Below are 18787 nucleotides of genomic sequence, written 5' to 3'. Positions count from 1 at the left end.
AGCGCGGGATGCGGGGCGCGTCGACGCCCCGTCAGAGAGACATCAGGCGCGCGGCGCGGCACCGAGCGCGTTCCAGGCCGCCGTCACGACCGCGTCGGCCACCGCCGCCAGCGCGGCGGAGTCCAGCTTCCACTGCTGCCAGTACAGCGGGACCTCCGACCGCCGGTCCGCGGCCAGGTTCACCAGCCGCCCGGTCCGCAGCAGCGGCCCGGCCTGCGGCTCGGGCACCAGACCCCACCCCATCCCGGCCGCGACGGCGTCGAGGTACCCCTCCGACGTCGGTACGAAGTGCCGCCGCGCCCCGGCGCCCTCGGCGGTGCGCAGCTTACGCAGGAACCGGTCCTGGAGGTCGTCGCGCCGGTCGAAGGCGATGAGGGGGGCGTTGCCGATCACCTCGCGCAGCGGCACCTCGGGCCGGCGGCCCAGCCACCGGTCGACGAACCCCGGGCTCGCCACCGCCAGATACCGCATCCGACCCAGCTCCCGCACACTGCAGCCCGCCACCGGCTCCGGGGACGACGTCACCGCGGCCATCACCCGTCCCTCGCGCAGCAGCGTGGCCGTATGGGCCTCGTCCTCGCGGCGCAGTTCGAAGCAGATCCGCAGGTCCTCGGGCACCTGGGAGAGCGCCGGCAGGAACCAGGTCGCCAGTGAGTCCGCGTTCACCGCGATCGACAGCCGCGTCGTCTCCCCGGCGCCGGTCATCCCCAGGTCGGCCCGGGCCTCCCGCTCCAGCCGGGCGAGCTGACGCGCGAACCGCACGATCACCTCACCCGACTCGGTGGGCCGCACCGGCTTCGCCCGGGTCAGCAGCACCCGCCCGGTGCGCTGCTCCAGCGCCTTGACCCGCTGGCTGACCGCGGAGGGCGTCACATGCAGGACGCGCGCGGCCGCGTCGAAGGTGCCCTCGTCCACCACGGCGAGCAGCGTCCGTACCTGGTCCAGCGGGAGTTCCGTCATCACGAGCGCTAATGTTACGTAAGAATCTTTAGCTGTACTTCGGATGTCCTTGGTACATAGCGTCCCGCTCATGACCCACGCACTGACGGCCCTCGCCGCCGGATTCGCCACCGGACTGTCCCTCATCGCCGTCATCGGCGCCCAGAACGCCTTCGTGCTGCGCCAGGGCATCCGCCGCGAGGCCGTCCTCGCCGTCGTCGGCATCTGCGCCCTGTCGGACGCGGCCCTGATCGCACTGGGCGTGGGCGGTGTCGGTGCCGTCGTCGTGGCCTGGCCCGGGGCGCTGACCGCGGTCGGTCTGATCGGCGGCGCCTTCCTGCTGGTCTACGGGGCCCTCGCCGCCCGCCGGGTGCTGCGGCCCGCGGCGATGGGGCTGGACGGCACCTCCGAGCGCTCCCGCAGGCGAGCCGTGCTCACCTGTTTGGCGATGACCTGGCTCAACCCGCACGTCTACCTCGACACCGTCTTCCTGCTCGGCTCCCTCGCGGCCGACCACGGTTCGCTGCGCTGGACCTTCGGGCTCGGCGCGGCCCTGGCCAGCCTGTGCTGGTTCGCCTCCCTCGGCTTCGGCGCCCGGCTGCTCGGCCGCTTTCTGTCCCGCCCCTCCTCCTGGCGTGTGCTGGACGCCCTGGTCGCGGTGACGATGGTCACAACCGGTGGCCTGCTGATCACCGGAGTCTGAGCCCGGGCGGCCGAAAGGCCCCCGACGGCCGGGAGCGCGGGCCGATCGGTGATAGTGAACCGGGAATCAAAAGGTGTACCAAGCAGCTAGGAAGTCCGTGGACACGAGCGAAAGCACGACCGACAACGGAACCGACGGCGGAAAACGCAGCGGAACAGACAGCGGAACAGCGGCTCAGGACGACGGGCAGGACGCGGGGGGACCCAAGAGGCGGGGATGGCGCCGCTGGGCGATGGACACCCGGCCGCTGCGCCGCCCCGCCTACCGCCGCCTGTGGACGTCGACGATCGTCACGAGTGTCGGCAGCCAGCTCACCGCGGTCGCGGTGCCCAAGCAGATCTACGACATCACGGGCTCCTCCGCATGGGTGGGCTACGCCAGTCTGGCGGGCCTGCTGCCGCTCGCGGTGTTCGGCCTGTGGGGCGGCGCGATCGCCGACAGCATGGACCGCCGCAGGCTCCTACTGCTCACCAACTCGGGTCTCGCGGTCACGTCCGTGCTCTTCTGGGTCCAGGCCGCCCTCGGAATGGACTCGGTGGTCGTGCTCATGGCGCTGCTCGCCCTCCAGCAGGCCTTCTTCGGCCTCAACTCCCCGGCCCGCAGCGCCTCCATCGCCCGACTGGTACCGGCGGAGGAACTCCCGGCGGCCAACGCGCTCGGCTCGACCGTGATGCAGACCGGTCTGGTCGCGGGCCCGCTCCTGGCGGGCGTGCTGATCCCCGTGATCGGCCTGTCCGAGCTGTATCTGATCGACGCCCTGGCGCTCTGCGTGACGGTGTGGGCCGTGCTGCGGCTCCCCGCACTGCCACCCCTGTCGGCGGCGGTGAAGAGCAGCGCCGGCTGGCAGGCGATAGCCGACGGCTTCCGCTACATGGCGCTGCACAAGGTCCTGCTGCTGTCCTTCCTCGCCGACATCATCGCCATGGTGCTGGGCATGCCGCGGGCGCTGTTTCCGCAGCTCGCCGCCCACACCTACGCGTCCTACGGGGAAGGACTCGCGCTCGGACTGCTCTTCGCGGCCATTCCGATCGGCGCCGTGCTGGGCGGTCTGATGTCCGGCACGTTCTCCCGTGCGCGACGCCACGGCCTCATGGTCATCCTGTCGGTGATGGCCTGGGGCGTGGCCATCACCGGCCTCGGACTCTCCACGAACCTCTGGGTGGCCGTGGTCCTCCTGGCCGCCGCCGGAGTCGCAGACATGGTCTCGATGGTCTTCCGCGGGGCCATTCTGCTGTCGGCCGCCACCGACGAGATGCGAGGCCGGATGCAGGGCGTGTTCATCGTCGTCGTCGCGGGCGGCCCCCGTCTCGCGGACGTCCTGCACGGCACGGTCGGCTCGGCCCTCGGTGTCCGCGCGGCCATCGCGGGCGGCGGCCTCCTGGTGGTCCTCGCCACCCTGGTCCTCGCCCTCGCGACCCCGGCCCTGCGCGAGTACCGGATCTGACCAGGCACCTCGTCGGGGACCAGACACCTGGTCGAGGAAATACGACTGTCGCGCGTCCGGCAATTCCGGGCGCGCGACAGTCGTATTTCCGGAGTAATTCCCGGGGGAGCGCGATTTCCATTCGGCGGGAGTATGGTCGAATTATGAATACGATGAGCTACGTACTGCTGGCGGTATCGCAGGAACAGGTCAACGTGTTCCTCGCCTTCATCGGCGGCATGATCGTCTCCGGAGCACTGATCTGGGCCGTACGGATCGGTATGGTCGTGCGAGACCGGGAACCCGAACCCCCGACCCCCGAGGAACAGCCGCACCTCCCCGACACCGGCCCCGTCCTTGAGGAGCGCGAGGTCCGGGAGCCGGAAGAGATGCCGCACGCCTCGCAGGAGAGCGAACGGCTGATGCCGTACGAGCTCCATCACGCGGCGAGCAAACGCTGCGACGACCAGCAACGCAAGCGCTGGCTCCCCGGCTCCAGCGGTGCGTTCGGCAGCGGCGGCCCGGGTCACGTCTGAGCCGCCCACGACCGCCACGCCACCGGCCCGGCGCGTTTGCCCCGGCACGTACGCAGGCAGTACGTCCGGGGCGGAGGCGCCGGGCTTCGGTGCCTTCACGGCAGCTCGGCCGCCGACTCCTCCGGCGTCAGGTCCGGACGCATCCGCAGCCATGACGGCTGTCTGAGGAGCCCGGACCGGGTGCGCGTGCTGTAGCGGACCTCGCCGACGAGTCTCGGCAGCACCCAGCGGGCCCCCGTCACCCGGGGGTCCCGGTCGAAGGGGCACACCCGTGACTCCAGGGGCTCGAGCATCCGGGCCAGTTCACCTCGTTCCGCCTCGCTCCAGCCGGTGCCGACCCGGCCCACGTAGCGGAGCCGCCCCGCCTCCCGCTGCCCGACCAGCAGCGCCCCGGGCAGTCCCGACAGCCGGCCCTGGCCGGGCAGCCAGCCGCCGACGATCACATCCACCGCCCGAACATTGCGGATCTTGATCCAGGACCGCGACCGCACCCCGGGCTCGTACACCGAGTCCAGCCGCTTGCACACCAGCCCCTCCAGACCGCTCTCCCGCGTCGCCTCCAGGGCCTGGGCGCCGTGGCCCACGATCGCGCCCGGCGTCGACCAGTGCGGCCCGCCCAGCCCGAGCGCCTCCAGTTGCCGGCGACGCTCCGCGTAGGGGAGCCGGGTGAGGTCGTGCCGCAGGAACATCACGTCGAACAGCACCAGATGCACAGGCGTCTGGGCCGCACGGCGCGCCGCCAGCGCCGGCGAGTGGGCCAGGCCCATCCGGGACTGCAGCCGCTGGAAGTCCCCCCGCCCCCGCTCGTCCGGAGCCACCACCTCCCCGTCCAGCACGGCGGCTGCCGCGCCCAGGACACCCCCCAGCGGACGCAGCTCGGGATACGCGCCCGTGATGATCTCCCCCGACCGGGCGCGCAGTTCCAGGCTGCCGTCACCGGGCAGATAGACCACCGCCCGCTGGCCGTCCTGCTTGGTCTCGTACGCCCACCGGTCGTCCTGCCGGGCGGGCGGCAGGACGCCGGGCGTGGCGAGCATGGGGGCGATCAGCGGAAGTCTCACGGGTCAGTTGTCGACGCCGCCGGGCACCGCCACGCGTCCCGTCCCGGCGTTTTCCCCTGAACGGCGCCGGAGCTAGGTCAGCGCGGCCTGAGCGATGAGTTCCTGCAACCGCAGCCCCCGCCGGACGTCCAGCTCACCGGACACCCCCGTGCGCACGGCGGTGGCGAACTCGCGGCGCAGCACCGGCCAGGCCTCCTCGTAGTCGAGCCCGGCGGTGTCGTAGACCAGGGGAGGCCGCGGTCCGAACAGCTCGACGCGGGTGCCGCCCCGCGGGACGTCCACCGAGCCGGACAGCGAGCACTGGCTGATCGCGCCCGTGGTGTGCTCACAGGTCAGCTCGATCCAGCGGCGGGGATCCCCGGTGCCGCGTACCCGGTCGACCGGTCCGACCGCCGCGTCCAGCAGATCGAGCAGATGCGGCCCCACGTCGAGCAGTGCGCCGTGCTCCAGGCGCCACGGGGTCGCGAAGTCGCCGCCCAGGAAGGCACCGCTCAGTCCGCTGGAGCGCGCGCCGACGACCTCCGTCTCCCGTGCGGCGGCCAGGAACCGACGGGCCGCCGGGTGGTAGCGGTTGCTCAGGACGAGCTGGGAGACGACCCCCGCCTCCCCGACCGTGTCCGCGAGCCGCCGCGCCGAGGGCAGATCCCCTCCGAGCGGCTTCTCCAGCAGCAGGGCCCGGGCCGCCCGCGCGGCCCGCCCGGCCAGTTCGGCCTGGACCGCCGGAGGGACCGAGAACGCCACCGCCTCGCAGGAGTCCAGGAGTTCCTCGAACCGGTCCGTGGCCTTCGCCCCGTACGGGGCCGCGGTCTCACGGGCCGCCTCCTCACGCCGCGCCCACACCGCCGTCAGGCGGGTCTCCGGCCCGGCCGCGAGCACTCGTGCGTGCACGGCGCGCGCCCAGGGACCCGCCCCGACGAGCCCCACCCGCAGGGGCTCCCCGGTCCACGGCAACAGCAGATCGGTCATGGCACGAACTCCATCACGTCTCCACGGGATTGAACAGATCCGCTCCCCGGACCGGTCCAACCCGGCCCGGCAGCAAGGAACTTGACCGAACACCGATGACTCCGGGGACGGGCCGCACCCTAAGCTGACGGCCGTTGATCATCCGTCCCTCGACAGGAGTCACCGTGACGCCACCCCGTCCGCACACCCGCAGACGCAGCACCGTCCTTCCCCGGCAGGCCGTCGCAGGAACGGTCCCCGTCGCCCTCGCCGCGCTGCTCGCCGCCGCGGGCCCCGCCGCGGCCGGCACCGTGGGCGCGTCCGGGGCGGGCGACCCGTACTTCCCGCTCGAGGGCAACGGCGGCTACGAGGTGTGCCATTACGGCCTGACCCTCGGCTACACCCCGGGCAGCCGCCACCTCGACGGCCAGGCCGTCCTGCGCGCCCGGGCCACGCAGCGCCTCACCCGCTTCGACCTCGACCTCCAGGGCCTCAAGGTCACCGCGGTCACCGTCGACCACCACAAGGCGTCCTTCCGCCGCGACGGGCAGGAACTCGTGGTCTCCCCGCGGCACGCGCTGCGCAAGGGCCAGGACTTCCGTGTCGCCGTCAGCTACGAGGGCACGCCCAAGCCGGTCACCGATCCGGACGGCTCGCTCGACGGCTGGATCCCCACCGACGACGGCGCGTTCGTGGCGGGCGAGCCGCAGGGCGCCATGACCTGGTTCCCCGCGAACAGCCACCCGCGGGACAAGGCGTCGTACGACATCACCATCACCGTCCCACAGGACCGCACCGCCGTCGCCAACGGCGTCCTGGTCAGCCGGAAGACCGCCCACGGGCACACCACGTTCCACTGGCGTCAGTCCGAGCCGATGGCCGCGTACCTGGCCACGGCGACCGTGGGGAAGTTCGACGTCGAGCAGTACACCACTCCGGACGGCATCAAGGTCTTCAACGCCGTCGACCCGCGCGAGGCGTCCGCCGCCGCGCCCGTGCTCAAGAAGCTGCCCTCCGTCCTCGCCTGGGAGAGCAGGCTCTTCGGCCCCTACCCCTTCCGCGCGGCCGGCGCCATCGTCGACAAGGCCACGAACGTCGGCTACGCGCTGGAGACACAGACCCGGCCGGTCTACGACCGGGCCCCCGATCTGAGCACCCTGGTGCACGAGAGCGCCCACCAGTGGTTCGGCGACTCGGTCAGCCTCACCCGCTGGCAGGACATCTGGCTCAACGAGGGCTTCGCCACCTACGCCGAGTGGCTCTACAGCGAGCAGCACGGACGCACGACGGCACAGCAGTCCTTCGACTCGCTCTACGCCCGTCCGGCGAGCGACGAGTTGTGGGCCTTCCCGCCCGCCGACCCCGGCAGCGGGGCCCGCATCTTCGACACGCCGGTCTACGCCCGGGGCGCCATGGCCCTGCACCGGCTGCGCACGACCGTCGGCGACGCGGTGTTCTTCCGCATCCTGCGCACCTGGGCGGCCGAACACCGCGGCGGCCACGGCACCACGGCCCGGTTCGTCCGGCTCTCGGAGCGCCTGTCGGGCAAGGACCTCGGCCCGCTGTTCCACACCTGGATCGGCACGGCGGGCAAGCCCACCGCGCCCTGACCTACGGCCGCCGGAAGATCGTGACGGAGTGTCCGACGTCGTCGATCGCCCTGCTGCCGCGGATCAGCCGCTTCAGCGGTCCCTGCGCCTTGGCGATCGACGAGTCGGACACCACCAGCAGCCCGTGCACCCGCTCCGGCGGCGCCTTGAGCGGGTCACGGCCATGGATGCCGTACCAGGAGGGCACGCCGCTGCCCTTGTAGACCAGCCACACCTCCCGCTCCCTCGGGTAGCGCTCACGCAGCCGGTCGGCCAGCCGCCCGAGGTCCTGGCCCCAGTCGACGTTCGAGTCGTGCAGCCTGAGATGGGTCTTCGCGGGACCGCCGAAGGCCTCATTGGAGTACGGCAGGTAGTACGGGTACGTCCGCAGTGAGCTGACCGCGACGAACGCGACCAGCACCGCCGTCACGGCGTACGCCCCGCGCCGCCGCAGCGCGACCGCACAGGCGGCCGCCACGGCCAGGAACACCGGCACGAACAGTGCGTAGCGCACCCCGAGGTCGCGTGAGCCCTGCATGGCCGCCACCAGCAGCACCCCCGGCACCACCAGCACATACGGCACGGCGGCGCGCAGCGAGGGCACCGCCGCCATGACCCCGGCACCGAGGAGCCACAGCGCCAGCATGCCGAGCGGTGTCTTCACCAGTAGCGCGGCCGGCAGGTAGTACCACAGGGCGCCCGAGTAGACGTGGCCGAACAGATAGCCGTGCCAGGTCGCGCTCTCGAAGCCGAACTGGATCCGCATCCCGTCGCGGTACGCGTCGGGGAACGGCAGCACGTCGATCAGCAGCCCCCGCAGACCGTGCACCGCCGGTACGTTCCCCGGTGTCGTCCACCGCAGCCGGGGATCCACGGCCAGATACACGGCCCACACGACCGCGATCAGCACCAGTGCGACGCCGACGGCTGCCGCCACAGCGCCCGCCGCGCGCCGCCGTCGGGGCACGCTGCCCGCGGTCGCCCGCCAGTACGACCAGGCGGCCAGCGCCAGCAGGACCGGCACCGCGGGCAGGGTGCTCATCTTCGTGGCGACGGCGGCCCCCGTCGCGAGACCGGCGAGGAGCAGATACGGCAGCGGCTGGCGCCGGGCACGCCACAGCATCCATGTCGCGGTCACCACGAACCCCGCGGCGGGCATGTCGAGGGTGGCCAGCGAGCCGTTGGTGATCAGATCGGGGGAGAACGCGTACAGGGCGAGCGCCGCCAGGCCGCCCACCCGTCCCACGAGATCGCGCGCGAAGCTGAAGACGACCAGCCCGAACAGCAGCGTCACCACCATCACCGGCAGCCGGGCCCAGAACATCACCCGCCAGGGGTCGTTGCCCGACTCGTACAGCAGCCGTCGGCCCAACTGCCCCTGGTCACCGTGGAATCCGGGCTTCAGATGCGGATGCGCGAACACCGTGCCGGCCGCGACGATGAGCTTGCCGAGCGGCGGGTGCTCCGGGTTGAACCGCAGACTGTGCTCCCGGACGTACACCACTGCCGTGCCCACGTAGACAGGCTCGTCGATGGTGGGCGTCTGCCGCACGGCGGTGGTGACCATCGCCACGGCCATCTGCGCCAGCAGCGCGACCACCAGCAGTGCCAGCAGCGGCCGCCGGTGGCGCCGCAGCCGCTCCCGGTGGCTGCCACCCCGCCGACCGCCGGCCGGCACCGCACCGGGGGCCGCGGCGGGCCCGTCGTCGGCTGCGAGGAGCGACTGCTGTTCGTACGTCATCATGCCCTCTGCTACGTCGGAACGGCCGGACCTTGCTCAACGGCGCACGGGGCACGGCGCACGGAGCACGGCGGGCCACGTGTGCGGCACCGGAGGGGAAGAGCGGGGCACCACAGGTGCCGGGCTCGTCAGGGGCGTACGTACTCCTGCCGCACGGTGGAGGCGAGGTGGGCGAGGGCGTCCTCGGCCCGGGTGCGGTCGGCGTCGTCGAGCGCGCCGAGCGCGTCGGCCGCGGCCTCCCGCACCGGCCGGGGCACCTCGTCCAGTGCGGCCATCCGGTAGGCGACCGTGCGCCGCGCGGCCCGTTCCTCGGGGGTGACCCCCGCCGGCCCCGTGCGCGGGAAGACCGCGGCCTCGTACGCGGCGACGTGCAGGAGCACGCCGTGGGCTATCCCCTCGGCGTAGCCGCGCACCCCGGCCCGCTGCCGGGCCGCCGCGAAGTGCACGAGCGCCCGTCGGCGGAAGAAGAACGTGACGAGTGCGGTCGCCGCGCCGGCGGCCGCCGCGGCGACGAGCGCGATCCGTGCCCCGCCGAAGAGCGCGCCGAGGAGGGCGCCGCTCGCGGTGGTCAGACAGACCAGCCCGGTGACGAGGAGACGCAGCGCGCGGGCGGGCGTGATCGGGGCCATGGCGTGCAGTGTGCCAGCCGCCAAAGTGGTCCCGTGCGGGAGCCCCGGTTCCGCCGTGCCGCGGGTGGCGGCGGGCGTGATGTGCGACACGTGCGCGACGGTCCCCCCGGCGCCTTCGGGGGATCCTTGCTGCGCATCGCTTGATCAGTGATCAAGCGGGGTAAATCCGCTGACCACGCGGTGTTCTCCGCATTTGACACTTTGTTGCGTGCGCGGATAGGAAAGGCGCGGAAGTGGAGAGGTGGACTGTGCGCGAGCCCCATGTGATCGGTGACTGGCAGGAATGCTCGGACGAGCATGCCGGTCTGCGTATTCGCGTGCACCGCCTGGAAAAGGCGGAGCCGCCGCGCGGGCGTGACGACGTGGCCGAGGGCCTCACGTATTTCCGCTTCCGGGTGACCGTCGAAAATCGCGGCGGGGACGTCGTCGACATCCATCTCGAGGACGGTCAACTCGACATCCGCACCGGCTCCGACGGGGAGAGCGCCTTCCTCGACTGGCGCAACTCGCAATTCATCGAGGGTTTCGATCTCTATCCGCTGCGCCGCGCGACCGCGGTGCTGTACGCCGCCGCCCCGGAGCCCTGTCTGCATCTCGTCGACATCCAGGTGCAGGTGAAAGCCGGCGAGGAATGGGCCGACCGGTATCTGTGGTCCGGCGATCTCAGCACGCCGGACGGTATGCCCGAGGCGGGCGCCCGTCCCGACGACGTGTCGGAGGTGCTGGCCGGACAGATCAGCACGTTCCTGCGTGAGCAGGTGGAACGAGGGCCGAGCTGACCCGGCGCGCCGGGGCTATTCGCCACGGTGCCGCCAGTACCACACGGCACCGGCCACGAGAGCGATCAGGAAGACGAGCGGCACGATCAGGCCGGGGATGCGGGCCGGGTTCACGGTGCCGCCCGGTAGGCGGGGCGGTGGTGCTCTGGTGCGGTCTTTCCCATGGCCGTGATGGTGCCCTGCCCGGAGGCGGGTGGCCACGGTCCCGGCGCCCGGAATTGCGTACGAGGTCGGCCCCGCGCCCGGCGGCGGGCCCGCGGTCACTCGCGGTAGACGGTGAGCACGGCGCCGTTGACCTCGATGCGCTGAGGAGTGGGGCCCTCGCCGCGGCGGAGCATGGCGAGGCACTGGTCGAAGAGCGCGAGTTCCTCCTCGCTCAGTACGGCCGCCGCGAGGTCGAGCAGTTCACCGATGGCCGTGTCGGTGAGGTCGGCCGGCAACTCGCCGGAGAGCAGGACCACGGATTCTCCCGTGGGCCCTTTGACGATGGCGGTGGTGGGGCCGCCGTGTACGAAGAGCAAAGTTCCCCCCAGTCGGCCCGGGGCGTGCGGCTCACGGGTCCCGGGCAGGAGGAGAGACTAGCGGCGGATCATGGGCCTTTGGGCGGGAGTGGCTACTTTTTGCGGAAGTGGCGGACGGGGTGCGAATCCGCTGCGCTTGCCGCCGTCTGCGGTCAGGAAGCGTTCGAACCGCGGTTCAGTAGCGACTCGACCAGCGCCGCGACATGGCGGCGGTCCTCGGTCGACAGTCGCTGGACGCTCGCGATGAGCACGTCGACCTCGGAGTCGCCGGGGGTGCCGGAGGCGGGCGCGGGTTCACCGGCGGGGGCGTAGAAGTGGATGCCGCACGCCTCCGCGGCGGCCTGACGGATGGACCCCAGGGGCAGTCCCAGGCCCAGCGCCAGCCCTTCGAGGGTGGCCGGCTGGGGCATGCGGGCCATGTGCTCCGTCGTGGCCAGATGGTGGACCGTGGAGCGCGGGATGCCTCCGCGGCGGGCGACGTCGCCGTAGGACCAGCGCTCACTGTCCAGTCGCTCGCGGATGATCTGCTGCAGTGCGTTGGCCACCGATGGTCACTTCCTGCTCGCCGCCGGGCGGAACTCTTCCGTGTCGGATCATTCTAGGGGCGACTTGGGTGTGTGACGGAAGGTGCTCTCCCGAACCGCTTGCGTCACACCGGTCGCGGCCCGTAGTGTCCAATCTCGTTGGACAGCCCGTCCGACGGAGTTGGACACGATCCGGGGGGACCTGACCGTGTCCGACGGAAACACGACACGATCCCTGAGGGGGAATCGATCATGATGGATCCTCGTGAGCTCGACGCCGAGTCCGCGGAGCTGCTGCCGGGCCGTGAGGCCCTGGGCCGCCTGAAGTTCAGCTTCGGCAAGACGGTGAACGTCACCAAGCACGTCGCCAACGTCTCCGCGCACAACGAGTCGGCCGCGCTCAACGACCACTCCGCGTGGTCGGTGGCGGACTCGGGCGCCGCCCAGTCCATCAACATCGGCCAGTGATCCTGTGCCGCACGGGCCGGCGCCCCGGCACCGTGCGGCACTCGGTACCGCCGCGGCGACGCATCACCACACACCTCCGCCCGCCGCGGCGGTACCCCCGACTGGCCTCGTCGTCTGACGACACGTCACCACCTCTCGCCGGGCGGCGCCTTGAGCCGCCCGGCACCCATTCAGCCTGTCAACGAAGGTCTTTAGGAAAGGACACGCCATGAGCATGAACGCGTACGAGCTGGACGCCGAGTCCGCGGAGCTGCTGCCGGGCCGTGAGGCGCTGGGCCGCCTGAAGTTCAGCTTCGGCAAGACGGTGAACGTCACCAAGCACGTCGCCAACGTCTCCGCGCACAACGAGTCGGCCGCGGTCAACGACCACTCCGTGTGGTCGGTCGCCGAGTCCCAGGCCACCCAGTCGATCAACATCAAGCAGTAACCCCCGTACAACGAGGGCATGTCCGGCGGACCGCGCATGGGGCAGGCGCGGTCCGCCCTTGGGGGGAGGAAAGGCGCATATGACGCTGCTGGGGGACAACACCGCGGCACTGTACGACACCGGCCCCGTACCCGGGCCCGGGGGAATGCCGGTGACCTACGAGCAGGTCACCGCGGCGAACCCGACCGTCGTCGGCTTCGAGAAACCGCTCGTGCCGCGGCTCAGCGCCGGACTGCAACTGCACGGCGAGTATCAGGGATCGGGCTTCACCGAGCCCAGGTACATCGCCCGTCGGGGGGACGGGCAGGTCGTGCAGCTGTCCCGGCTGCTGCACCTGGTGGCGTCATCGGTCGACGGCCACCGCGACATCGAGACGATCGCCCACCGGGTCAGCGCCCGGTTCGGGCGTGAGGTCAGCGCGGAGAACATCCGCTATCTAGTCGAGAACAAGCTGGACCCGCTCGGGGTGACGGTCCCCGAGGGTCAGGAGGAGGACGAGGTCGTAGCGCCCCGCTCGGACCTGCTCCTCGCCCTCAAGGGCCATCGCGTCCTGTTCAACGAACGGCGGGTGGCGAGAATCGCCCGTGCGCTGGCCTGGCTGCACCGCCCCCTGGTGGTGGCGGCCGTGCTCGTGGGCATCGCCGTGCTGGACGTCTGGCTGTTCGCGTTCTTCGGCGCGATCACACCCGTGCTCGAGGTGCTGGACCAGCCGGTGCTGCTGCTCGTGGTCTTCGTGCTGACCGTGGCCTCCCTGGTCTTCCATGAGTTCGGCCATGCCTCGGCCTGCCGCTACGGCGGCGCTCGGCCCGGCTGCATCGGCTGCGGCCTGTTCCTCATCTGGCCCTCGATGTACACCGACGTCACCGACGTCTACCGGATCGGACGGGCCGGCCGGCTCCGCACCGACCTAGGCGGTGTCTACTTCAACGTCGTCTTCATGCTGGCCATGGCCGGCGCCTATGCCGTGAGCGGTCAGGCGTTCTTCCTGGCCGCCGTCTATCTGGGGCACTTCGAGATCCTCGAACAGCTGATGCCGGCCGTACGGCTGGACGGCTACTACATCCTCGGCGACCTCGCCGGTGTGCCCGACCTCTACGGCAAGATCAAGCCGATCCTGCTGAGCCTGGTGCCCGGGGCCAAGGGACGCAAGGCCCGCGCCGAGGTCGCCGCGCTCAAGAAGTCGGCCCGGGTCATCGTCGCCACCTGGGTGCTCACCATGGTGCCCCTGCTGGTCGGCGAGATGGGCTACGCGCTGTGGAACCTGCCTCGACTCACCACCACGATGGTCCGCTCGCTGACCGAGCAAGTCGTCGGCACCGGCGGCGCGTTCGCGCACGGGGAGATCGCGGCCGGGCTGATGGGCGTGGTCGGCTGCGTCATGCTGCTGTGCCCCATGGCAGGCGTGGTCTATCTGTCAGTGAAACTCGGCGGACGTCTCTGGCGGGGCGCCGCGAAGTCGACGGCCGGACGGCCAGGTCTGCGCATGGCACTGTGCGGCGTGCTCCTGGTCGCACTGGGCGGCCTCAGTTACGCCTGGGTCTCCGGTCTGACGCCGGAGCCGCTGCCGAAACGACCCCCGATCGCTCCGATCCTGCAGCCCGGTGTGTCGACCTCGGCCCCGCCGGCACGGGTCGCCACCCCATCGGACCGGCAGCACACCGCACCGTCGGCCACGGCCACCGGTGTGCCCTCCGGCGCAGTATCCCCGAGCGCCTCGGCCGCTCCCTCCGTCTCGGCGAGCCCGTCCGACTCCGTGAGTCCCGGGCCCAGCGCCTCCAAGTCGCCGTCCGGGGCCCCCGGCGGCAGGCCGACCGGCAGTCCCGCCGTGGGCGGTCCCTCGGTTTCCGCTCCTGCGGATCCCGGCTCCGTCTCGCCGTCCCCGCCGCCCTCCGCGACCGTCAGCTCGTCCCCGTCGGTCACCGTGAGCGAGTCGCCCGCCGGGCCCACGCCGTCCGCTTCCTGAACACCCCGGGCCACGCCCCGGGGGTCGTGCGGACCGGCCCTGGGCCCAGGGCCGGTCCCGCCGTCGGCCGGGAGTGCCGTGCACCCCGGTCCGGCGGCGCCCGTTTGTCGACATCACTCCAGCAGGAGACCCAAGTGAACCAGCACCGCAAACCACGTACACATTCAGCCTTCACCCAACGCGCCGTCCGTGTCGGGCTGTTCGCCGCCGGCGCGGCCGGAATCGCGACCGCGGTTCCCGCACAGGCGGCGACGGGGACACCGCAGCACACGGCGGTCGTCACCGACCAGACCTTCAGCCGCGCCGACTTCCATCACCACACGCAGGCCAGGGACTCCTTCACGGTGCGCCAGTTCGGCACGGTCAACGCCGCCACCGTGCGCAACCAGGCCAACGCCGTCGGGGTGGGCTGCTCGGTCGACGACCACTGCCGCTCGGTCGCCCTGTCCTTCCAGATCGTCACGATGGCCGGTGAGCACACCCATCTGAACGCCCTGAACCGCGGCGACGCGGTCAACAACCACTGCGACGGCTGCCAGACCCTCGCCGGGGCCTATCAGTTCGTGGTCTCCACGCCGCGCCCCCTCAACCTGGACCAGGCGACCAGGCAGCGCCTCGACGACATCCACCGTCGACTGGACGCCCTGACCCGCTCGACCCTTCCGGCCACCGAGCTGAAGCAGCGGGCCGACGCGCTGGCCGCCGAGGTCAACACCGTGCTGAACGACGCGGTCGCGAAGGCGCCCAAGGGTGCCGAGCGACCCACCGTGACGCTCCACCGCCACCTGGACGGCTGGCCCGCCCACTGACCGGGCCGGCCCGGCCCGCCGCCCCCGGAAGGGCCCGGGGCGGCGGGCCTCCGCCCGTTCACTCGGCGACCGGTCGGCCGAACACGGTGAACGATTGGCCGGAGATGGCCGTTCCGGATTGATGACGCAGTACATACGATGCGGTCGCTCCCGGTCTTCACAGCTCGTTCACAGGCCGGGTGGCGCGCCTGCCGTCATTTGGCATGCGCATGATCAACCTCGGTATCTGATCCAACGCACCTGGTCCGCGACGGTCCCGCCTGCGCGGGGCCGCACCCCCCAAAGCCGACGGCGTCACGCCGCCGGAGAACCGATGCAACGGATGGGAGAACCATGGCCGGTGGACTGTTCCTCGGCGGCGCGATAGCCGCGCTCCTCGCCACCGCATTCCCCGTACAGGACCCGTCGGGCGGCTTCACCGACCCGCCCCCGGACAAGATCGTCATCAAGATCGCCACGGTGAACGGCTCCGGCTGCCCCCAGGGCACCGCGGCGATCGCCGTCTCGCCGGACAACACCGCCTTCACGGTGACCTACAGCAACTACCTGGCCCAGGTCGGCGGGAGCGCCGATCCCACCGCGTTCCGCAAGAACTGCCAGCTCAACCTGATCGTGCACGTGCCGCAGGGCTTCACGTACGCCATCGCCAGCGCGGACTACCGCGGCTTCGCGTCCCTCCAGCGCGGGGCCAGCAGCACGGAGAAGGCCTCGTACTACTTCCAGGGCTCGTCGAACACGGCGGCGCTCACCCACCCGTTCTCCGGTCCGTACAACGACAACTGGCAGGCCACGGACACCACTGACTGGGCGCAACTGGTGTGGGCGCCCTGTGGGGTGCAGCGCAACTTCAACATCAACACCGAACTGCGGGTCAACGCCGGCACGTCGGCGCCCGGCAGCACGAGCTTCATGACGATGGACTCGACGGACGGTGACCTGAGCACCATCTACCACCTGGCCTGGAAGGAGTGTCCCGACTCCTGATCCCCGGACCGTCCGGTGTCACCGTCTCCTCCGCACCGGAGCCGGTGGCACCGGACGCGGGGTGGTCCCCGGCCCTGGCCCGCGGGTGTCATCCAATTTTGGACCAGCTTGTTGTTCAAAATTGGAGAAGAGGGTAGCGTCAGGTCATCCAATATTGGATGACCACGTGGTCGTCCCTTGGCATCCGCTTCTCCACGTACCAGCCAGGAGCTCACTCATGACCGTCGCCGTCGAAACCGGACTGTGGCAGCTCGACCCCACCGCCTCCACCGTCGCCCTGCGTCACCGGACCATGTGGGGCCTCGTCACCGTCAAGGGGGCCTTCACCACCCTGAGCGGCCGGGGCGAGGTCAAGCCCGACGGCTCAGCCGAGGGCGTCATCACTCTGGACGCCGCCTCCCTGGACACCAAGCACACCAAGCGCGACCGGCATCTGCGCTCGGCCGACTTCTTCGACACCGACCACCACCCGGAGATCACCTTCGTGGTGCGCAGCGCCGCGGCGGGCCCGGACGACACGGCCCCGATCACCGGTCAGCTCACTGTGCGCGGTGTCAGCAGGTCCCAGAACCTCACCGCGCGCATCGCGCGGGCCGACGCGGAAGCCGTCACGCTGGAGGCGGAGTTCACCGTGGACCGCGAGCAGTTCGGCATGGGCTGGAACCAGCTGGGCATGATGCGCGGCCTGACCACCGTCAACGCCACCCTCCGGCTCACCCGCTCGGCGGCGTGAAGGCCCCTCGCGCACACGGGGACACGAACGGGCCCGGAGCGCTCGATGGTGAGCGGTCCGGGCCCGTGGGGTGCGGGGGCGCGGGCGGCCGTCAGGCGCTGTGGGCCCGTAGTGCGGCCAGGGCCCGGTCGGCGTGCGCGCTCATCCGCAGTTCGCTGCGCACCACCTCCAGCACCGTGCGGTCCTCGCCGATGACGAAGGTGACCCGCTTGGTGGGGGCGAGGGAGAAGCCGCGCTTCACGCCGAAGCGCTCGCGCACCGTCCCGTCCTCGTCCGACAGCAGCGGGTAGCCCAGGGTGTGACGTCCGGCGAACTCCTGCTGCCGGTCCACCGCGTCACCGCTCACGCCGACCAGGGTCGCGCCGGCGGCCGTGAACTCGGCGGCCAGATCCCGGAAGTGGCACGCCTCGGCCGTGCATCCCGGGGAGAGGGCGGCCGGATAGAAGAACAGCACGACCGGCCCCTCGGCGAGGAGTTCGGACAGTCGCCGCTCGGTCCCGGTCTCGTCCGGCAGGGCGAAGTCCTCGACCTTGGTGCCGACCTCGACACGATCCGTCATGACCGCTCCTCCGCGTTCTTCGCGACACCGCGCGCCCACAACACCAGCGGCACCTGGAGCGGGAGCCGGGCCAGCGCCGCGGCCCGCAGGGGTGCGGGGCGGTCGCGCCAGTCCACGGCCATCTGTACGTTCGCCGGGAGAACACCGACGAAGAAGGCCGCCGCCGCCCGCGCGGCCTTACGGCGGGTCCGGGGCAGTGCCACCCCGGCCGCCAGCGCCAGCTCCGCGGCGCCGCTGGCATAGGTCCAGGCCCGGGCCGAGCCCGGCAGGGCCAGCGGGACCATCGCGTCGTACTGCCGCGGCGCGACGAAGTGAGTGACGCCCGCGGTGGCCAGCAGGCCCGCGAGCAACAGGGGTGAGCGTTCCGACCGTGACACCGTTCCTCCTCCAGGCCTACCCGGGCGCATATTACTGGACGGTATGGCTCCGGGCGGACGTCCCCTCGTGACAGGGCACGTCCGCACGGGAGTTGACGGCACCCCCTGAACCGCGCGAACGCACCCCTGTCCTCCGCCGAAAGGCTGGCAACAGCAAACGTTCCTTCCCTAGGATGGGGTGCCCGTCGAGCCGGTCCCGGCGGCACGGCACGGATCTGGGGGAGCGATGCAGCCAGGCAGGCAGTTGTCCACGTCCATCGACGCCACGGTGCCGACGGCAGCCCGCATGTACGACCACTATCTCGGCGGCAAGGACAACTACGCGGTCGACCGGGCGGCCTGCGAGGAGCTGGACAAGGTCGTCCCCAGCACGCGGGCGCTCGCACTGAACAACCGGAGGTTCCTGCAGCGCGTCGTGGGGACCCTCGCGGAGGACTACGGCATCCGGCAGTTCCTCGACCACGGATCAGGTCTGCCCACGCAGAACAACGTCCACCAGGTCGCACAGCGAGTCGACCCCGCCAGCCACGTGGTCTACGTGGACAACGACCCGATGGTCCTGGTCCATGGCCGGGCGCTGCTGGAGCAGGACGAGCGCACCGCGGTCATCCAGGCCGACATGCGGGACACCGAGGCCGTCTTCGCCCACGCCGACACCCGGCGCCTGATCGACTTCTCGCAGCCGGTGGCCGTGCTCTTCAACTCGGTGATGCACTGCATCCCGGACAGCGAGACCGACGGACCGCCCGCCCTGGTCCGCCGGGTGGCCGAGCGCCTGGTGCCCGGCAGCTGTCTGGTGATGTGCCAGCTGGTCAGCGAGGACGCCGAGGTCCGGGACTTCGTCACCGGTTTCATGGACCAGGCCACCCAGGGGCACTGGGGGCGGGTGCGCCAGGAGAAGGACGTCGCGGCCTGGTTCGACGGGATGGAGATCCTCGAACCGGGCCTGGTGGAGGTGTCCACCTGGCGGCCGGACAGCGAGGTGGCGCCACGTCAACTCACCCAGGAATGGATCGAGTTCGGTGGAGTGGGCCGGATCCGCTGACCCGGCCGCTCCCCGTCGCCCGCCGGCGCCGA

The 18787-nt window shown here is 71.5% G+C and carries 21 protein-coding genes; 12 read left to right on the top strand and 9 right to left on the bottom strand.

Annotated elements, in window-relative coordinates; genetic code table 11:
- Nucleotides 1-42 precede the first annotated feature (42 nt).
- Nucleotides 43-963 carry a LysR family transcriptional regulator ArgP gene (locus ACFYX0_RS10180; protein WP_388968717.1) on the bottom strand — a complete coding sequence of 307 codons (921 nt, stop codon included), beginning with the start codon at nt 961-963 and terminating at the stop codon, nt 43-45.
- A 67-nt stretch (nt 964-1030) separates the two neighbouring features.
- Between ACFYX0_RS10180 and ACFYX0_RS10175 the strand changes: the two genes are divergently transcribed.
- The 3 genes from ACFYX0_RS10175 to ACFYX0_RS10165 all read left to right on the top strand — a co-directional run bounded on the left by ACFYX0_RS10175 (nt 1031) and on the right by ACFYX0_RS10165 (nt 3601).
- The gene (locus ACFYX0_RS10175) at nt 1031-1642 is read left to right on the top strand and encodes a LysE/ArgO family amino acid transporter (protein WP_388968714.1); all 612 of its coding nucleotides are present in this window, start codon (nt 1031-1033) and stop codon (nt 1640-1642) included.
- A 97-nt stretch (nt 1643-1739) separates the two neighbouring features.
- Nucleotides 1740-3086, top strand: coding sequence for an MFS transporter (locus tag ACFYX0_RS10170; protein ID WP_388968711.1), 1347 nt, complete (start codon nt 1740-1742; stop codon nt 3084-3086).
- A gap of 143 nt (nt 3087-3229) precedes the next feature.
- Nucleotides 3230-3601: a DUF6479 family protein gene (locus ACFYX0_RS10165; protein ID WP_355914545.1), complete on the top strand. Its 372-nt coding sequence runs from the start codon at nt 3230-3232 to the stop codon at nt 3599-3601.
- 95 nt (nt 3602-3696) lie between these two features.
- Here ACFYX0_RS10165 and ACFYX0_RS10160 read toward each other — a convergent pair whose 3' ends face one another.
- Nucleotides 3697-4662: an ATP-dependent DNA ligase gene (locus ACFYX0_RS10160; RefSeq protein ID WP_388968708.1), complete on the bottom strand. Its 966-nt coding sequence runs from the start codon at nt 4660-4662 to the stop codon at nt 3697-3699.
- A 72-nt stretch (nt 4663-4734) separates the two neighbouring features.
- A complete protein-coding gene (locus tag ACFYX0_RS10155) occupies nt 4735-5628 on the bottom strand; it encodes a Gfo/Idh/MocA family protein (protein WP_388968705.1) in 894 nt (297 codons plus the stop codon).
- 164 nt (nt 5629-5792) lie between these two features.
- Between ACFYX0_RS10155 and ACFYX0_RS10150 the strand changes: the two genes are divergently transcribed.
- Nucleotides 5793-7217: a M1 family metallopeptidase gene (locus tag ACFYX0_RS10150; protein ID WP_355914554.1), complete on the top strand. Its 1425-nt coding sequence runs from the start codon at nt 5793-5795 to the stop codon at nt 7215-7217.
- A gap of 1 nt (nt 7218) precedes the next feature.
- Here ACFYX0_RS10150 and ACFYX0_RS10145 read toward each other — a convergent pair whose 3' ends face one another.
- Together ACFYX0_RS10145 and ACFYX0_RS10140 are read right to left on the bottom strand one after the other, a co-directional pair.
- Entirely contained in the window at nt 7219-8940 is a 1722-nt protein-coding gene (locus ACFYX0_RS10145) for an ArnT family glycosyltransferase (RefSeq protein WP_388968702.1), read from the bottom strand.
- A 125-nt stretch (nt 8941-9065) separates the two neighbouring features.
- Nucleotides 9066-9566 carry a hypothetical protein gene (locus tag ACFYX0_RS10140; RefSeq protein WP_388968700.1) on the bottom strand — a complete coding sequence of 167 codons (501 nt, stop codon included), beginning with the start codon at nt 9564-9566 and terminating at the stop codon, nt 9066-9068.
- 248 nt (nt 9567-9814) lie between these two features.
- Between ACFYX0_RS10140 and ACFYX0_RS10135 the strand changes: the two genes are divergently transcribed.
- On the top strand, nt 9815-10345 hold the full coding sequence (locus tag ACFYX0_RS10135; RefSeq protein WP_388968697.1) for a hypothetical protein: 531 nt from the start codon (nt 9815-9817) through the stop codon (nt 10343-10345).
- Between the two features lie 260 nt (nt 10346-10605).
- Here ACFYX0_RS10135 and ACFYX0_RS10130 read toward each other — a convergent pair whose 3' ends face one another.
- Nucleotides 10606-10866, bottom strand: coding sequence for a hypothetical protein (locus ACFYX0_RS10130; RefSeq protein WP_388968694.1), 261 nt, complete (start codon nt 10864-10866; stop codon nt 10606-10608).
- A 152-nt stretch (nt 10867-11018) separates the two neighbouring features.
- Nucleotides 11019-11411 (bottom strand): transcriptional regulator, encoded by a 393-nt coding sequence (locus tag ACFYX0_RS10125; RefSeq protein ID WP_355914566.1) that lies wholly within the window; start codon nt 11409-11411, stop codon nt 11019-11021.
- Nucleotides 11412-11645: 234 nt separating this feature from the next.
- Between ACFYX0_RS10125 and ACFYX0_RS10120 the strand changes: the two genes are divergently transcribed.
- From ACFYX0_RS10120 to ACFYX0_RS10095, 6 genes are all read left to right on the top strand, one after another.
- Complete coding sequence (locus ACFYX0_RS10120; RefSeq protein WP_311695359.1) at nt 11646-11858, top strand: hypothetical protein; 213 nt, start codon at nt 11646-11648, stop codon at nt 11856-11858.
- A gap of 208 nt (nt 11859-12066) precedes the next feature.
- Nucleotides 12067-12285, top strand: a complete 219-nt coding sequence (locus ACFYX0_RS10115; RefSeq protein WP_388968691.1) for a hypothetical protein — start codon at nt 12067-12069, stop codon at nt 12283-12285.
- A 79-nt stretch (nt 12286-12364) separates the two neighbouring features.
- Complete coding sequence (locus ACFYX0_RS10110; protein WP_388968687.1) at nt 12365-14248, top strand: hypothetical protein; 1884 nt, start codon at nt 12365-12367, stop codon at nt 14246-14248.
- Between the two features lie 134 nt (nt 14249-14382).
- A complete protein-coding gene (locus ACFYX0_RS10105; protein ID WP_311695202.1) occupies nt 14383-15057 on the top strand; it encodes a hypothetical protein in 675 nt (224 codons plus the stop codon).
- A gap of 333 nt (nt 15058-15390) precedes the next feature.
- On the top strand, nt 15391-16041 hold the full coding sequence (locus ACFYX0_RS10100) for a DUF4360 domain-containing protein (RefSeq protein ID WP_355914573.1): 651 nt from the start codon (nt 15391-15393) through the stop codon (nt 16039-16041).
- A gap of 217 nt (nt 16042-16258) precedes the next feature.
- Complete coding sequence (locus tag ACFYX0_RS10095; protein WP_388968684.1) at nt 16259-16774, top strand: YceI family protein; 516 nt, start codon at nt 16259-16261, stop codon at nt 16772-16774.
- A 91-nt stretch (nt 16775-16865) separates the two neighbouring features.
- Here ACFYX0_RS10095 and ACFYX0_RS10090 read toward each other — a convergent pair whose 3' ends face one another.
- Together ACFYX0_RS10090 and ACFYX0_RS10085 are read right to left on the bottom strand one after the other, a co-directional pair.
- Nucleotides 16866-17333, bottom strand: coding sequence for a peroxiredoxin (locus ACFYX0_RS10090; RefSeq protein WP_388968681.1), 468 nt, complete (start codon nt 17331-17333; stop codon nt 16866-16868).
- Nucleotides 17330-17710: a hypothetical protein gene (locus ACFYX0_RS10085; protein ID WP_388968678.1), complete on the bottom strand. Its 381-nt coding sequence runs from the start codon at nt 17708-17710 to the stop codon at nt 17330-17332. Before ACFYX0_RS10085 ends, ACFYX0_RS10090 begins: the two co-directional genes overlap by 4 nt.
- A 226-nt stretch (nt 17711-17936) precedes the next feature.
- Between ACFYX0_RS10085 and ACFYX0_RS10080 the strand changes: the two genes are divergently transcribed.
- Nucleotides 17937-18755 carry an SAM-dependent methyltransferase gene (locus ACFYX0_RS10080; RefSeq protein ID WP_388968675.1) on the top strand — a complete coding sequence of 273 codons (819 nt, stop codon included), beginning with the start codon at nt 17937-17939 and terminating at the stop codon, nt 18753-18755.
- Nucleotides 18756-18787 lie beyond the last annotated feature (32 nt).

It is taken from the genome of Streptomyces sp. NPDC002573, from assembly GCF_042889625.1.
GTDB lineage: Bacteria > Actinomycetota > Actinomycetes > Streptomycetales > Streptomycetaceae > Streptomyces > Streptomyces gibsoniae.
Note: the sequence above shows the minus strand (reverse complement) of the source record. Positions and strands in the feature narration are given on the sequence as shown.

Bases quoted from the DNA above. Each gene is read 5' to 3' on its own strand.
- ACFYX0_RS10175 (WP_388968714.1), top strand. From the start codon at position 1,031: ATGACCCACGCACTGACGGCCCTCGCCGCCGGATTCGCCACCGGACTG.
- ACFYX0_RS10165 (WP_355914545.1), top strand. From the start codon at position 3,230: ATGAATACGATGAGCTACGTACTGCTGGCGGTATCGCAGGAACAGGTC.
- ACFYX0_RS10155 (WP_388968705.1), bottom strand. From the start codon at position 5,628: ATGACCGATCTGCTGTTGCCGTGGACCGGGGAGCCCCTGCGGGTGGGG.
- ACFYX0_RS10145 (WP_388968702.1), bottom strand. From the start codon at position 8,940: ATGATGACGTACGAACAGCAGTCGCTCCTCGCAGCCGACGACGGGCCC.
- ACFYX0_RS10140 (WP_388968700.1), bottom strand. From the start codon at position 9,566: ATGGCCCCGATCACGCCCGCCCGCGCGCTGCGTCTCCTCGTCACCGGG.
- ACFYX0_RS10120 (WP_311695359.1), top strand. From the start codon at position 11,646: ATGGATCCTCGTGAGCTCGACGCCGAGTCCGCGGAGCTGCTGCCGGGC.
- ACFYX0_RS10115 (WP_388968691.1), top strand. From the start codon at position 12,067: ATGAGCATGAACGCGTACGAGCTGGACGCCGAGTCCGCGGAGCTGCTG.
- ACFYX0_RS10110 (WP_388968687.1), top strand. From the start codon at position 12,365: ATGACGCTGCTGGGGGACAACACCGCGGCACTGTACGACACCGGCCCC.
- ACFYX0_RS10100 (WP_355914573.1), top strand. From the start codon at position 15,391: ATGGCCGGTGGACTGTTCCTCGGCGGCGCGATAGCCGCGCTCCTCGCC.
- ACFYX0_RS10095 (WP_388968684.1), top strand. From the start codon at position 16,259: ATGACCGTCGCCGTCGAAACCGGACTGTGGCAGCTCGACCCCACCGCC.
- ACFYX0_RS10090 (WP_388968681.1), bottom strand. From the start codon at position 17,333: ATGACGGATCGTGTCGAGGTCGGCACCAAGGTCGAGGACTTCGCCCTG.
- ACFYX0_RS10080 (WP_388968675.1), top strand. From the start codon at position 17,937: ATGCAGCCAGGCAGGCAGTTGTCCACGTCCATCGACGCCACGGTGCCG.